This window comes from Aphanizomenon sp. CS-733/32 (genome assembly GCF_028330045.1).
GTDB classification, from domain to species: domain Bacteria; phylum Cyanobacteriota; class Cyanobacteriia; order Cyanobacteriales; family Nostocaceae; genus Dolichospermum; species Dolichospermum gracile.
On sequence record NZ_JAQMSE010000095.1, the window covers coordinates 1 to 15,597 of the forward strand.

Below are 15,597 nucleotides of genomic sequence, written 5' to 3' on the forward strand. Positions count from 1 at the left end.
ACTCTCCATTTTGGTTCGTCTGTTATAAAGCTCTTTCTTAACCGTTTTTACAACCACGGTCAGGTTATTTTCTTTCTCTGACGCAGGGTACTTGTTGTATTCTGGCTTTCAAACTATAATATTTTCAAGGTTCGGTGTGCTGTTTAGTGTCGCCTCTTTTTGGCTGCTCTGTTCGGCACTTACTTAATATATCGAATCTACTTTTGTTTGTCAACTACTTTGGCAAACTATTTTTCGGTTTGTTTTTTGTTTTATCTAAAATCCTTGTGAGACAAGGGTTATGAGCGTTAAAATTCCTGAGATTTCTGCCCCTTTGGTGGTGTTTTTGATTTGGCTGGGTTTGTGGAGTTCCACTTATGGGTTTTTTTGAGTCATTAGAGAAAGAAAGACAATAATTGATAGTGTTGAGTGGATATAGATAGATATTAGAGATGATATGAAGAGTTCAGTGGCTGTACTACCACCGTTTTTGGTGCTGGATCAATTGTTGCAAAGTTGGTTGTTGGAAGATATTGGTAGGGGAGATCGTACTACTCAATCTCTATTGTCCCAACATCCCACTAGAGGAGAAGCTAAATGGATAGCCAAAGCACCAGGGATAATTGCTGGTTTACCGATTGCGGCTAGGGTGTTTCAGCTTTTGAATAATCAAGTTGATTTTGTCAATGTTACCGATGAGGGTACACTATGCGAACCAGGACAGGTGATAGCGGAAATTAATGGTTCACTGGATACGCTGTTAATGGGGGAAAGGGTAGCGCTTAATTTGGTGATGCGGTTAAGTGGAATTGCCAGTTTGACTAATATGTATGTAGAAAAAATAGCTGATTTACCTGCTCAGTTGGTGGATACGCGCAAAACTACTCCAGGGTTGAGAATTTTGGAAAAGTACGCTACTGCTTTGGGTGGTGCTATGAATCACCGCATGGGTTTAGATGATGCGGTGATGATTAAGGATAATCATATTGTTGCGGCTGGGGGAATTGGGGAAGCTATTACCCGCATTCGTTCTCACGTTCCTTATCCTCTAACAATTGAGGTGGAGACGGAAAATTTAGCACAGGTGCGGGAAGCTTTACAGTACAAAGCAGATATTATTATGTTGGATAATATGCCTTTGTCTATGATGAGTGAGGCTGTATTATTGATTCGTGATGAAGATGATCGAGTGAAAATTGAGGCTTCGGGAAATGTAACTTTGGAGACTGTTCGCGCTGTTGCGGAAACTGGTGTTGATTATATTTCTACTAGTGCGCCTATTACTCAGTCTAAGTGGTTGGATTTGAGTATGAGAATGGTTTAAGGATGTAATTTGTCTGAATCAGGATATCCAGGATTAAAGGATTAACAGGATGAGAAATTTACCAATTACCAATTACCAGGCTCAATTAGATGACTAGCAACTTGAGTTAATAGAGGAACTGGGAAATTCTCTCGACAGCAGTTTCTAAGATTTCTGGTTTTTGTACTAATGCAAAGCGAACGTATCCTTCACCGAATTGACCGAAGCCGACTCCTGGGGAAGCGGCTACACCTGTTTTTTTAACTAGTTCGGTGCAGAATTCTATGGAATTATGACTCCATTGTGTGGGTAATTTTGCCCAAATGTACATTGTGGCTCCTGGTGTGGGAACGTTCCAACCGATACGGTGCAAGGCTTTAATGAAGGTGTCCCGCCGTTGACGAAAAATATCAACGGCAGATTTTACACCATCTTGTGATCCGGTGAGGGCGGCGATCGCCCCGTTCAAAATTCCTATATATTGATTAAAATCAACGGTGGCTTTGATTTGCTTTAAGGCTTGAATTAGTTGGGGATTCCCAATTGCATAACCAATGCGGAAGCCTCCCATATTATAGGACTTTGATAGGGTGAAAAATTCAATGGAGACGCTTTTTTGGGGGTCTGCTTGCAATATTGAGGGAACAGGGGATTTTGGGGTTTCGGTTTCTGTGAAGACTAAATCTACGTAGGGGAAGTCGTGAACGAGAACTATATTATGTTGTTGACAAAAGGCTACGGCTTCTTGAAAGAAGGATAGGGGGGCGATCGCACTGGTAGGATTATGAGGATAGCTTAAAACCATTAACCGCGACTGGGCTAAAATAGTGGGGGGAATATCGCTAAAAACCGGTAAAAAATTATTTTCTGGTTTTATTGGCATGGGGTAAATTTGACCACTAGCCAAGTATACTCCGCCAGCATGGGAAGGATAACCAGGATCTAATAATAGGGCAAAATCGCCGGGATTAAGCACGGCTAAGGGTAAATGGGCTGTTCCTTCTTGAGAACCAATGAGGGGTAAAACTTCTGTTTCTGGGTTAACTGGGATACCGAATTTCTGCTCGTACCATTGGGCTGCGGCTTGACGGAAATCTTGAGTACCACGAAATAACAAGTAGCCATGAGTGCTAGGATCATGGAGAGATTGAGCGATCGCTTCTATGACGTGATTCTCGGCGGGTAAATCTGATGAACCTAAAGATAAATCAATTAATTCTCTTCCAGCAGCCAAAGCAATGGACTTGGCTGTGTCCATATCGGCAAATACGTTAGATTTTAAGGGTTGTAACCGGGTAGCAAATTGCATTGTAATTATTATTCATTGGTCATTAGTCATGAGTGAGTGATCAAAACTCCAGAGTTTTTGATCACTAATTGGTAACTAATTATTATTTAAATGCTGATCTAAAAGACTGAGTAATTTCTCTTTACCAATTACTCCCTCGACAGATTCTAATAGCTCTTTTCCTCTTACCAATCTCAGAGCGGGAAGACCTTCTACCTGATATTGCTTGATAGCGACTGGATTAGGGTCGGCTTCCATTTTAACAATTTTTAGGCGATCGCTGTAAGTTGCCGCAGCCAAGTTAATCACTGGTGACATCAATTGACAAGGACCACACCAGGAAGCCCAGAAATAAACTAATACAGGCTGCTCGGCTGTTAACACTTCCGTTTCAAACTCAGCATCAGTGATAGTGATTATACCCTTGTTCATTATAGTCTCCATAAAGTAGTATAAGTTTGCTTTGCCGAATGAAAGTATGAGTTTGTCTCTCGCAGAGGCGCAGAGGCGCAAAGAGTAAGAGTTCGAGAAATGGAATTTTTGATTTTCATACCGCCATTATGCAATGGACATAAATTAATCAAATTCATTCACAAAATACTTTATCCCAATCTGAGAGTCAGTTGTTATCCGATTTTAGATTTTGAATTTTAGATGGTAAAAGATTTACTAATAAACTTTTCGTCTTTGAAAATGGAGTAAAATCCCACAACCAAGATGTGTGGGATTAGCTGAATTGAGTTATCTGCAAAAACTACAGATTATCCAATTGTTTGCGTAAAGCCTCCAATTCAGCATCAACTGGTTCAGCCTGTTTAGCTGTGCTGGTTGGTTGTACTGGAGTTGTGGTGCTGGGTTGTCCTGGTGGTAGTATCTTTTGATTAGATGCTATGCCTTCTTTCAAAGCAGCCAATTCATCATCAATATCACTACCAGATTCTAACTGGGCAAATTGGTGATCTAAATCTGCACTTACTAACTCGGATACAGCCTGAGATTTAGCTTCTTCCATTAATACTTTTTCTTCCATGCGCTCAAAAGCGGACATGGCACTGCTGGTACTCATTCCGCTCACCATATTTCCCAATTGTTCTTGGGCTTTGGCCGCGGTAATTCGGGCTTTGAGCATTTCTTTCTTGGTTTTGGCTTCAGAAATTTTGCTCTCTAGCTGGATTAAATTCTTCTTGAGTCCTTCAACTTGAACAGTTTGCTGATCTAGACTAGTTTTTAATGCCGTAGCGGTATCAGTATAAGTTTTCTTGCGCTCTAATGCTTGACGGGCTAGGTTTTCATCACCTTTTTGCAGGGCAAGTTGGGCGTTGCGCTGCCATTTATTAATTTCGTTTTGTCCCTCATTATACTGTTTTTCTGTCCGTTTTTGGGCGGCGATCGCTTGGGCTACACCTTGACGCAACTTCACCATGTCCTCTTGCATTTCTAAGAGGGCTTGTTCCAGCATTTTTTCTGGATCTTCGGCTTTACTGACTAAATCGTTTAAGTTAGCACCAACTACTCGTTTAAGGCGATCAAATAATCCCATAAATTTATTTTTCCTTTAGAGGTTTACGCTCTTGATTTGATAGTTAGCTTTTCTACTATATTAATAGCTACCTATGCCAATGTAGTTTTTCCAGTCTGGATTACTATCTTTTTTTCTATTCTGAATCATGAACCTATTAATTATCCATATTAACCACGGAAAGTTATGGTTCGGGTGTTTTGGGTAAATTATGATCCGGCTGGGGATTTTCCCCTTGATTGAGGATATAAGCCTTCATGGCTGCGAGTTCTGTATCAATATCATGATGAGAATCTAAGGATGCAAATTTTTTTTCTAGATCATCACCACCCAGTGTACTAGCAACTTCTGATTGTGCTTCTATCTGTAAAACTTTTTCCTCCATTCGTTCTAATGCACCTAAGCTAGATGTAGCAGAAGTTCCAGTTAACATTTCTTGCAGCCGATAGGAGGCTTCGGCGGAACGAGCGCGAGCGATATACATATCTTTTTTAGTTTTTACCTCAGCCAGTTTTAACTCTAAAGTCCGCATATCTTGCTTTAATTTGGCGACTACATCTTTTTGTTGCTGAATTTGACCGGTTAAAGTTGTCGCGGTTTCTTGGTAAAATTTGCGTTTGGTGAGAGCTTCCCGTGCGAGGGAGTCATTACCCTGCTGGAGGGCTAATTGGGCGCGACGATACCATTCTGCGGCTTGGGATTCTCCGGCGGCTGCTTGGCGTTCTGTGCGTTTTTGGGTGGCGATCGCTTGAGCTACCCCTTGACGCAATTGTACCAAATTCTCCTGCATTTCCATGAAAGCCTTCTCCAGAATTTTTTCTGGATCTTCTGCATTGCTAACCAGACTATTAAAATTAGCGCGAATCACCCGCAAAATACGGTTAATAACTTCCATGTTGGCTCTACCTTGACCATTTACCAGACTTTGAAGATTGCTATATTGCTATCATAGTGATAAATCAGTATGAATTGGCCTCACGCAAAGGCGCGAAGATCAGAATTTTTGGCGTTAAAGTCAGTAAATTTTATTCACTAAAACCAGCTTTTTTTGATTATGGCTGTTGTAATCGTCCTTTGATTCCTTTTGCTTCTAATTCCTGCAATCTGCGCTTAATCTCATCCTTTGTTTTCAATGCACCTAAATAAATAAATTTTTTATTTGGTGATAAATAAGCATCAGGAACAACTTGCTTGGCGGCTGTTAAGGCTTTGTCGCCTTGATTATCCGCAATAATGTAATAGTAGCCATTAGCAGATGGTTTGACATCTTCTGATAGGGGTAATGAAGTAGCTGTAGGCTTTGGTAAAGGTGTGGATTTAGAGAGGGTGTTAGGTAAGGGGGAAAGTTTCGGTAATGGAGAGATAGGAGTTATGGAGGGTTGAATAGCTAGAGGAGTGGGAATGATTTGAGGGGTCGGTTTAACTTTTGGTGTTAAATCTACGACATCTTTAGGATCTCTCACTTGTCGAAATTCTTGGATGGCTAAATTAGGATATTTAGCTATGGGGGTGATTTTTGGTTCGCTAGTTAGTTGGGAATTATTTTCTATAATTTCTGTGTTTTCTGTATTTTCCGCAGTCTTTGATGAATTATTATTTTGTAAGCTACTGAAATTAAGTTTGGGCAAGTTTTTGGGATTGAAGACAACATAACCTAAAGTCAAACTTGCCAATAATAGCAACAGCATTGAACCAATACCTAAAGGTGATAAGACACTATCACGGGATTTAGGAGAATTAGGAGTTTGATTTTGTGGTGCTTCGGCAGTTAAACTCCGCAATAATGCCTCACTAGATTCTAAATAATCATTTGGTTGTTGAGGAGGATCATTTGTGGTGAGGAGGGTTTGGTTGTCGGAGGAGGGAATTTTGGTGGGAACTATACTGCTAGTTGATTTTTCTAAGTTGGGAGGTGTGGGGGTTTCTTCTATGTCTGAGTTAGCAAACTCCTGGGGAAAATCAATGGTTTCAGTCTCATTTGTCAAGAATGGATTTTCTGAGGGAATGGGTACGGGAGGAACTGCTGGTAGTTGAATCTCCTTCGACAAGGTTGTTGTTTGATAATTAGTGTAACTTTCTACACTTCTTGCTGTTTGTGGTTTTGTGTTTTTGCGTGTGCGTCTATATCTGGTTAATTCTTGATCTAATTGTATTTCTAAACTAGCCAGGGCGGTGGCTAGGGTAGGATTTAAGCCCGGTTTTTGGGGAGATTTGGGAGAATCTATCAAGGGATTTTGATTCATTGTTTAAGATGGATTTAGGGTAGATGATTAAGTCAGTAACCCAGCCCTAAAGGGACTGGGCTTGCAAGAGTAATCAAGCAAGCCGTACTGACCAGACCACCCTGAGTATACTCTCATGGTAGCCGTTATTTGAGTCACGACACCCTGGAATGCGAAGCCAGTTCCCTGCTCTGTCGCTTGTGATTAAACAGTTCTAAGGTCACTGGAACAGTGTTGCAAGCCTAACAAGCTCTTATAACAGGTCGAGGCTAACATTACCCCAGAAATGGGAGTTGGTTTCCAGATTCCAATCAAAAATCTGGTTTCAATTTTAATATCCACAGCGGTTAAAACCGCTCGTGCGGTCACTGAGCTTGTCGAAGTGTCGTTTCCCTCTCAGGGCTAAAGCCACTGAGTTTCCCACTTACCGGGTATTCTTATGAATTTTTAATACAGGTAGTCGGACAAAATTAAGTTCACTTGTTGAGAGAGGGAACAGGGAACAGAAAAATCAATTGTGTAATTAATTCTCCTCATCTTAACGAAAGTTGTTTGTAAGTATTCAGTTATTTTATGGTAAAACTACTAACACAATATGTCTTTTAAGTCAATTGATCAGGTTTTAGGAAATATTCAACGCTCACCACAATGGCAAGAACAGGTATTGCTGCGGTTACTGAAGTGTTGGGGAGAAGTTGTGGGGACTACTGTTGCGGTGCAAACTCGTCCTTTGTCTATTCAGCGTGATGTTTTGTGGGTAGCAACTTCTAGTGCTGCTTGGGCGCAAAATTTGACTTTTGGACGGAAAACTATATTGATGAAATTAAATGACAAGCTGTCTACGTCTTTGGTAGATATTCGCTTTTCTACAGCCGAGTGGAAAAATTCATCAATAACGGGAACAGAAGCCACTGTTTCGGCATCAGAACATCCTAGTTATATAGCTGATGATTTGATTGGTGATAGGTTGGTTAAACCCAATATTGACAATGCTTTGGGTGCTTTTGAGAATTGGTCTAAGATGATGCAAGAGCGATCGCATCATCTCCCCCTATGTCCCCAATGTCAATGTCCCACTCCACCGGGTGAACTGGAACGCTGGAATGTTTGTTCTCTCTGCTGTTCCAAGCGGTTAGGATAAATATTGAACTATTGTAAATAATTCAGTAAGTTAAATGCTAAGAACTGATTTTAACTCTATCTAAAGTAACGTTTTTACAAAACGAGGAAATCCAAAATCAATGTTTTAATCTTGATCCCCAATAAGTTTTAGGTAAAAATAAATATGTACGCACTCTAATAATTATTTACATATATAACAAGAATCTAAAGATATCCTAAAGTTTATTTATGGTTAATAATCGCTAGAACCTATATCCAACAATGATTTTTTACCCTTCATGCCTATTTTGATTAAGAAGCAAGATATATAAGTGTGATAAGTAGTCCTGAATGGTACTGAAGATGAAGGCACATGAAACTAATTAAGCGTTTGACATCTACCTGTCGTTATTGTCGTTATTACCAGCCACAAGGTCGTCGTGGTGGTATGTGTGAAAAATTGAGCGCACCAGTCCAAGGGGTCTGGAAAGCTTGTCCTTTGGTCATGGCCGCTTTTGCACCTGCTTGGGAAACTTTAGAAGATGCTTGGAGTTTACCAGTAGCCAAACCTGTTTTTGCGGCTACTCAAACTCTCCCGACGGATTTGGATCATGTTACAGTAGCCTCTGTCGAAGATATTCCTACTTCCACTACACAAGAAGTGAAAAATCAAAGCGTACTCATTTAACTATTCATGATTACGGTCATCAATTTTCTGTCCACCCTAATAAAATTTGACTGGCAATTTGTTAGTGGTTCCAATTTTGACATCTTCAGAAATCGCACCTTCCACAACAGGTGCGATTTTGGTATATACTCCATTTTTTGTGGCGACTGTCTTGATGCTCACCAAGTTGTCTACCGCGTTGCTCACCCTTTTGGAAAATATCTTGATAAATTACTGATTCTTGCATAATTTCCTCACTTAACAATTGACGAATTAAGTTTTTCTCAAACCGTAAACATCCTAATGACGCGATAGCGGTGAGTTGTAGTTTCAGTCAGATAAGCTTCGATAAAAGCGTTTTCGTGATTTGTTTCTTGTAAAAAAATTACTACTTGAGTGACAGGAATTTTATATTGGCGTGTTAACCTGACATAATAATCTAACTCTCGTAGAGGAATAGGCGTGTTAGATGTTGCTTTAGTCTGAAATTAAATAGTTCATTAGAAATCTTATCTACAATGCCGTTGATTCGCCAGAGGGTGCAGTAATAAATGCACCGACAGGACAATCGCACCTGCCAGACAGATGCGACTCGAAGATAATTTTAAGGCAACCAGGGAAAATCCCGGAAGTTAGGGGGACGTTTTTCCAAAAAGGCTTGTTTTCCTTCTGCTCCCTCTTGTGTCATGTAATAAAGTAGAGTAGCGTTACCAGACAATTCTTGTAAACCAGCTTGTCCGTCACAGTCGGCGTTAAATGCTGATTTCAGACAACGAATAGCTATGGGACTTTTTTCTAATACTTCTTGCGCCCATTGTACGCCTTCTGTTTCTAGTTGTTCGACAGGGACGACGGTATTAACTAAACCCATTTCTAAAGCTTCTTGGGCGTTATATTGACGACAGAGAAACCATATTTCCCTGGCTTTTTTTTGTCCTACTATTCTGGCTAAATAACTAGCCCCAAAACCACCATCAAAACTCCCTACTTTGGGTCCTGTTTGCCCAAAAATAGCATTATCAGCAGCAATAGTTAAATCACAAATTAAATGGAGAACATGACCCCCACCGATAGCATAACCCGCGACTAGGGCAATTACTACTTTGGGCATGGAACGAATGAGACGTTGCAAGTCTAAGACGTTTAACCGAGGGATTCCGGTTTCATCTACATAACCTGCTTGTCCACGTACACTTTGATCACCACCTGAACAAAAGGCATATTTTCCATCTGTATGGGGTCCTGCACCTGTAAATAGGACTACGCCAATAGAAGTATCTTCTTTAGCATCCCAAAAGGCTTCGTATAATTCAAATACGGTTTTTGGGCGGAATGCGTTACGTTTGTGGGGACGGTTAATGGTGATTTTGGCGATACCGTCGGTTTTTTGGTAGATGATGTCTTCGTAGGTTTTGACGGTCTTCCAGTCGGTTTCTATCATGGATAATCTGTGATTTGTGCTTGAGAATTTTATCGCGGATATGGAAGTATTTTTCTCACCGATATTTTCGTTTTTTTCTGATACTTAGAAGGAATTGCGCCCCCTACTTCTTGACAATGGGGTTTAAAATTAATTGGTGCAAATACTTTACACTGGAGTTGGAAATGACTATTGCCAGTATTCCACAGATAAAACCTTTAACGGACACAGAATTGCAACAAATCAACGCTTATTGGCGTGCTGCTAACTATCTGTCTGTTGGACAAATTTACCTTCTTGATAATCCTTTACTAAGAGAACCCCTCAAACAAGAACACGTTAAACCTCGACTCTTAGGACATTGGGGAACTACTCCAGGGCTAAACTTAATTTATGCCCACTTCAACAGAATTATTAAAAAATACGACCTCAATGCAATTTACATAGCTGGACCCGGACATGGTGGACCCGGACTTGTTGCCAATACCTACTTAGAAGGAACATATAGCGAATATTACCCTAACATCTCCCAGGATGAAGAGGGAATGCAAAAACTATTCAAACAATTTTCCTTTCCTGGTGGTATTCCCAGCCATGTCGCCCCAGAAACTCCTGGTTCTATCCATGAGGGGGGAGAATTAGGTTATGCTTTAGTTCACGCTTATGGGGCGGTATTTGATAACCCTGATTTGATAGTTGCGGCGGTGGTCGGTGACGGAGAAGCGGAAACTGGTTCTTTGGCAACTAGTTGGCATTCTAACAAATTTATTAACCCGGTTACTGATGGTGCGGTTTTACCAATTCTGCATTTGAATGGTTACAAAATTGCTAATCCTACCGTATTAGCACGGATACCTCATGAAGAGTTAGAAAGCCTGTTTATCGGCTATGGCTATAAACCTTACTTTGTGGAAGGTGCTGACCCGGCGGACGTTCACCAAAAAATGGCAGCAGTATTAGATACCATCATTCCTGAAATTCAAAGTATCCAAAGAGAAGCGCGGGTACATGGTTGCGAAGAAAGACCGCAATGGCCGATGATTGTTTTACGCACTCCTAAAGGTTGGACGGGTCCCAAGGAAGTGGACGGGAAGAAAACAGAGGATTATTGGCGATCGCACCAAGTCCCCTTTAGTGATATAGCTGGTAAACCGAAACATCTGCAATTGCTGGAAGATTGGCTGAAAAGTTACAAACCGGAAGAACTTTTCGACACCAAGGGTCAACTGATTCCCGAACTCGCAGAATTAGCACCTAAAGGTCAGCGTCGCATGGGAGACAACCCCCACGCTAACGGCGGAATTTTGCTGCGTGATTTGAAAATGCCTGATTTCTGCAACTATGCTGTAGAAGTAGCCAAACCAGGGACAGTTAACGCTGAAGCTACCAAGGTAACGGGTAGGTTTCTCCGTGACATTATGAAACTCAACGACGAAAGCCGTAACTTCCGCGTTTTTGGTCCTGACGAAACCGCATCCAATCGGTTAGATCCTGTCTTAGAAGTGACAAACCGCGCTTGGGATGCTCAAATTCTTCCTGAAGATGACCATTTATCACCCGACGGTCGAGTAATGGAAATCCTTAGCGAAACCAATTGTCAAGGCTGGTTAGAAGGATATTTATTAACAGGTCGTCATGGTTTCTTCTCCTGCTATGAAGCTTTTATTCACATCATTGATTCGATGTTCAACCAACACGCCAAATGGTTGAAAACGACTCGTCATATTACTTGGAGAAGACCAATTGCGTCTTTAAATTATCTTCTCACTTCTCATGTTTGGCGACAAGATCATAATGGTTTCTCTCACCAAGATCCTGGTTTTATTGATCATGTAATTAACAAAAAAGCCGAAATTATTCGTGTTTATCTGCCACCTGATGCTAATACTTTGCTATCAGTAACCGACCATTGTTTAAGAAGTCGTAATTATGTCAATGTGATTGTAGCTGGCAAACAACCTGCTTTACAATATTTAGACATGGATTCGGCAATTAAACATTGTACTAAAGGTTTAGGAATTTGGGAATGGGCAAGTAATGATCAAGACAGTGAAACTGATGTAGTAATGGCTTGTGCTGGAGATGTTCCGACCTTGGAAACTTTAGCGGCTGTAGATATTTTAAGACAAAATTTCCCCGATTTAAAAGTGCGGGTTGTGAATGTTGTTGATTTGATGACACTACAACCAAAAAGTGAACATCCTCACGGTTTAAGTAGCAAAGACTTTGATACAATTTTCACAACTGATAAACCCATTATCTTTGCATTTCATGGTTATCCTTGGTTAATTCATCGTCTCACCTATCGGCATACAAACCACCAAAATATTCATGTTCGTGGTTATAAAGAAGAGGGAACAACAACCACACCTTTTGATATGGTGGTGATGAATGATTTGGATAGATTTCACTTGGTTATGGATGTGATTGACCGTGTACCAAAGTTAGGTTATCAAGCAGCTTATGTGAAGCAAAAATTGCAAGATAAGTTGATAGAACATAAGCAATATATCCAGAAACACGGTGAAGATATGCCAGAAATTCGTGATTGGACTTGGCCATATTAATAATTGAATCAAGCTGATTTTATCGGTAAGGGTTTAGCAGTGCTTATTGGTGTGATGAGACGGAGAATTCATTCCCAGTGTTTCTAAGTTGACACCAATGAGATCATGCTTTACTCCTACACATCTAAGAAGATGTTTGAAAAGTTTCCGGCGATTAGAAATCGCTACTACACAAACAAAGTCCACCTGCGTGGACTAACGAAAAATCAAGGCTTTTGAACCCACGTATCCCTTACGGGACCGAAGGAATAGGTGGGTTTCGTCTGTGTAGTTCCGCGACTTCTAGTCGCCCTTGCAAGTAATAAATTAGACTTTTCAAACACCCTCTAAAGCGGAGAATATTTTAATCTTCGGTAAAAGGACTTACGCAAGTGTCACACCAAAAATCTGTTGTAGGGTGCGTCAAACTGCATAAATCCTGCAAATAAAGAGATTGTTGATATCTGACGCACCCTACCAATGTGCCAGTTGCGTAAGTCCTGAATTGTCCTGTTTTTTATCCAACCTTCTCGGACAAAATCCCCAAACCATGTAAAATAATGACAAGATATTTAAATCAACATCTGCGGTATCTAACTTATGATTAAGACACTAAAACTACCCCAAAAATTAATGCTGCTTGGTTCAGGAGAACTAGGAAAAGAATTTGTAATTGCGGCTCAACGTTTAGGTAATTATATCATTGCTGTGGACAGATATGCCGATGCTCCTGCCATGCAGGTAGCTGATTGTGCAGAAGTTATTTCCATGCTGAGTGCTGATGATTTAGAAGCGGTTGTAAATAAACATCAGCCCGATTTTATTATTCCCGAAATTGAGGCAATTAGAACCGAAAAATTACAAGAATTTGAACAAAGAGGAATTACAGTTATTCCCACAGCAGCGGCGACTAATTACACCATGAACCGGGACAGAATTAGAGAATTAGCACATCAAGAATTAGGCATTAGAACTGCTAAATATGGTTATGCTGTCACTTTGGAAGAGTTAATTAGTATTTCTGAAGAAATTGGCTTTCCTAATGTTGTTAAACCTGTAATGTCATCTTCGGGGAAAGGTCAATCTGTAGTTAATGATAGAAATGAGGTAGAAAAAGCCTGGAATTATGCTATTTTTAATTCTCGTGGTGATAGCCAAAAGGTAATTGTCGAAGAATTCATTAATTTTGAAATTGAAATTACTTTACTAACGATTAAACAATGGGACGCACCGACAATTTTTTGTGATCCCATTGGCCACCGTCAAGAAAGAGGTGATTATCAAGAATCTTGGCAACCGGCAGCTATTTCTGAAGCTAAAATCTTAGCATCTCAAGAAATTGCTAAAAAAGTTACTGATGCTTTAGGTGGTGCGGGAATTTTTGGGGTTGAATTTTTCATTACTAAAGATGAAGTCATTTTTTCAGAACTGTCTCCTCGACCCCATGATACAGGCATGGTGACATTAATTTCTCAGAATTTGAATGAATTTGAATTACATCTGCGAGCTATTTTAGGTTTACCAATTCCCCACATTGAACGGTTAGGATTTTCCGCAAGTGCGGTAATTTTAGCTTCAAAAAAATCTGATTCTATTACTTTTACTGGTGTAGCTGAAGCTTTAGCTGAAAAAGATGTAGATATTAAGTTGTTTGGTAAACCTACTGCTCATCCTTATCGTCGCATGGGGGTGGCTTTAGCAAAAGGTGGGGATATTCAAGCAGCTAGAGAAAAGGCGGTAAAGGCAGCTAGTCAGGTGAAAATAAATTAAGCATTCAGCCATAGTGGTATGCACTGGAAATGAGATAAAAAGTTTATTATAAAAGTCTATAAGCAGGAACTTTTTCTTCTTTCTTAATCTTGAATGGGCGCAGGTCATGCGCCTCTACATCTATGAGATCCAGAATTGAAAATAATGTTTTGTTTATTCACCATGAGGATGTACCAGAATTTAAAAAAGGTGGTTCTGTTGTTAGGAATTCTTATTTTTGGGCTTTACGTTCCATTGCTGGACGTGCCAGACGCTATCATGATTGGGAATATGAACCAGAAGTTTGGTTGGCGCTAGAACGAATGCTTTTATCTTTTACTGAATCTGGGTATTTAGGTTATAAAGAAACAATGTTAGAATTTCCCTTATCACAGGGTGAAATTCCGTCTGTGTTGAGGAATGTAGCGACTTGGGAATAAGATTTTCCCAATAGATAAAACTAAGGATACAAACCCCGATCATTTAAAGCTTGCGCGACTCTACCTACACCCAAAGTATAAGCAGCTAATCGCAGATTTACCCCCCGTGCTTGCGACTCATGAATGACCTTGCGGTAAGCCTGAACCATCAAATGTTCCATTTCCCGGTTGACTCGTTCTTCGTCCCAGAATAGGTAGGAAAGACCTTGTACCCATTCTAAATAACTGACCACCACACCCCCGGCATTGGCTAAAATATCCGGTAACACGGTGACACCTTGGGCTTCTAGAACGCGGTTAGCTGCCAAAGTCACTGGACCATTAGCCGCTTCTGCGACAAATTGGGCTTTGATTTGATGGACATTTTCTGCGGTAATTTGGTTTTCCAAAGCGGCAGGAATCAGGACATCACAAGGTAAAGTTAATAAGTCTGCATTACTAATGGGTGTTGCTTGGGGAAATCCCACTACGCTGCGATGGTTGGCCGCAGCGTAGGCTTTGACAGCAGGAATATCAAGACCATTTTCGGCAAAGATACCCCCACTAGCACTGGAAACAGCGATAATTTTTGCTCCTTGTTGGTGTAGCAATTCGGCCGCTGCCCCACCTACATTACCGAAGCCTTGAATTGCTACCCGGACTCCTACGAGGGATTTACCGTGATCGGCGATCGCTTCACGAACAATAATCATCACACCGCGCCCAGTCGCCATTTCTCGTCCCAGGGAACCACCAATAGATAATGGTTTACCTGTAACTACTCCGGGGACAGAATGACCAACATTGACAGAATAAGTATCCATCATCCATGCCATTTCCCGTGCCGATGTTCCCATGTCTGGTGCGGGTATATCTACGGATGGTCCAATGTCTTTAATTAATTCGCTAATATAACGGCGACTAATCCGTTCCAATTCCCCCATACTGAACTTTTTGGGGTCTATGGGAATTCCGCCTTTGCCACCACCGTAGGGAATGCCTAACAATGCACATTTCCAAGTCATGAGCATGGCTAGGGCGGATACTTCTCGTAATGTCACTGCTTCATGGTAGCGAATACCACCTTTATAGGGGCCTAAAATATCGGAATGTTGTACCCGATGTCCAGCAAAAACCCGCACTTCCCCATTATCCATTTTTATGGGAATGGAAACTGTGACAACTTTTCGAGGGTGACTGAGTATTTCTACGATACCTTGATCTAATTTTAATTCTTTAGCAGCCCATTCTAAATAGCTACAGGCTTGATCATAAGGGCAAATATGCGCTGGAGAATGATTTTCTATAAGTGGGAGAGACGTTGTCACCATAATACCTACTCCTCATCATCGTATGTTTCTGAACCGGATTGATATGGTTAGCT

13 protein-coding genes and 1 pseudogene are annotated in these 15,597 nt (G+C 40.8%); 6 read left to right on the plus strand and 8 right to left on the minus strand.

The features are described 5' to 3' along the window. The first annotated feature begins 436 nt into the window (after positions 1-436). Positions 437-1,303, plus strand: a complete 867-nt coding sequence (nadC, locus tag PN471_RS07255; protein WP_271776269.1) for a carboxylating nicotinate-nucleotide diphosphorylase — start codon at positions 437-439, stop codon at positions 1,301-1,303. 106 nt (positions 1,304-1,409) lie between these two features. Here the strand turns inward: nadC and PN471_RS07260 are convergent, their stop codons facing one another. From PN471_RS07260 to PN471_RS07280, 5 genes are all read right to left on the minus strand, one after another. Further along, positions 1,410-2,591, minus strand: coding sequence for an LL-diaminopimelate aminotransferase (locus tag PN471_RS07260; RefSeq protein ID WP_271776270.1), 1,182 nt, complete (start codon positions 2,589-2,591; stop codon positions 1,410-1,412). Positions 2,592-2,666: 75 nt separating this feature from the next. Next, positions 2,667-3,002, minus strand: coding sequence for a thioredoxin family protein (locus PN471_RS07265; RefSeq protein ID WP_271776271.1), 336 nt, complete (start codon positions 3,000-3,002; stop codon positions 2,667-2,669). A 322-nt stretch (positions 3,003-3,324) separates the two neighbouring features. Further along, positions 3,325-4,110 (minus strand): PspA/IM30 family protein, encoded by a 786-nt coding sequence (locus PN471_RS07270; RefSeq protein ID WP_271776272.1) that lies wholly within the window; start codon positions 4,108-4,110, stop codon positions 3,325-3,327. A 163-nt stretch (positions 4,111-4,273) separates the two neighbouring features. Next, on the minus strand, positions 4,274-4,984 hold the full coding sequence (locus tag PN471_RS07275; RefSeq protein WP_271776273.1) for a PspA/IM30 family protein: 711 nt from the start codon (positions 4,982-4,984) through the stop codon (positions 4,274-4,276). 157 nt (positions 4,985-5,141) lie between these two features. Beyond that, a complete protein-coding gene (locus PN471_RS07280) occupies positions 5,142-6,332 on the minus strand; it encodes a hypothetical protein (RefSeq protein WP_271776274.1) in 1,191 nt (396 codons plus the stop codon). A 574-nt stretch (positions 6,333-6,906) separates the two neighbouring features. Here PN471_RS07280 and PN471_RS07285 point away from each other — a divergent pair. Both PN471_RS07285 and PN471_RS07290 read left to right on the plus strand, forming a co-directional pair. Further along, the gene (locus PN471_RS07285) at positions 6,907-7,452 is read left to right on the plus strand and encodes a DUF721 domain-containing protein (RefSeq protein ID WP_271776275.1); all 546 of its coding nucleotides are present in this window, start codon (positions 6,907-6,909) and stop codon (positions 7,450-7,452) included. A 333-nt stretch (positions 7,453-7,785) separates the two neighbouring features. Continuing rightward, a complete protein-coding gene (locus PN471_RS07290; RefSeq protein ID WP_271776276.1) occupies positions 7,786-8,100 on the plus strand; it encodes a hypothetical protein in 315 nt (104 codons plus the stop codon). Between the two features lie 166 nt (positions 8,101-8,266). Here PN471_RS07290 and PN471_RS07295 read toward each other — a convergent pair. Then, positions 8,267-8,567: pseudogene (locus PN471_RS07295) on the minus strand (hypothetical protein); the annotation flags it as partial. Positions 8,568-8,683: 116 nt separating this feature from the next. Further along, positions 8,684-9,520 (minus strand): 1,4-dihydroxy-2-naphthoyl-CoA synthase, encoded by an 837-nt coding sequence (menB, locus tag PN471_RS07300; protein ID WP_442867138.1) that lies wholly within the window; start codon positions 9,518-9,520, stop codon positions 8,684-8,686. 164 nt (positions 9,521-9,684) lie between these two features. On the opposite strand from menB, the gene PN471_RS07305 reads away from it, so the two are divergent. From PN471_RS07305 to PN471_RS07315, 3 genes are all read left to right on the plus strand, one after another. Continuing rightward, positions 9,685-12,066 (plus strand): phosphoketolase family protein, encoded by a 2,382-nt coding sequence (locus PN471_RS07305; protein WP_271776277.1) that lies wholly within the window; start codon positions 9,685-9,687, stop codon positions 12,064-12,066. Positions 12,067-12,645: 579 nt separating this feature from the next. Beyond that, positions 12,646-13,815: a formate-dependent phosphoribosylglycinamide formyltransferase gene (gene purT, locus PN471_RS07310; RefSeq protein WP_193894488.1), complete on the plus strand. Its 1,170-nt coding sequence runs from the start codon at positions 12,646-12,648 to the stop codon at positions 13,813-13,815. Positions 13,816-13,937: 122 nt separating this feature from the next. After that, positions 13,938-14,234, plus strand: coding sequence for a hypothetical protein (locus PN471_RS07315; RefSeq protein ID WP_193894486.1), 297 nt, complete (start codon positions 13,938-13,940; stop codon positions 14,232-14,234). Positions 14,235-14,254: 20 nt separating this feature from the next. Here the strand turns inward: PN471_RS07315 and PN471_RS07320 are convergent, their stop codons facing one another. After that, positions 14,255-15,544, minus strand: a complete 1,290-nt coding sequence (locus PN471_RS07320; protein ID WP_271776278.1) for a Glu/Leu/Phe/Val family dehydrogenase — start codon at positions 15,542-15,544, stop codon at positions 14,255-14,257. Positions 15,545-15,597 lie beyond the last annotated feature (53 nt).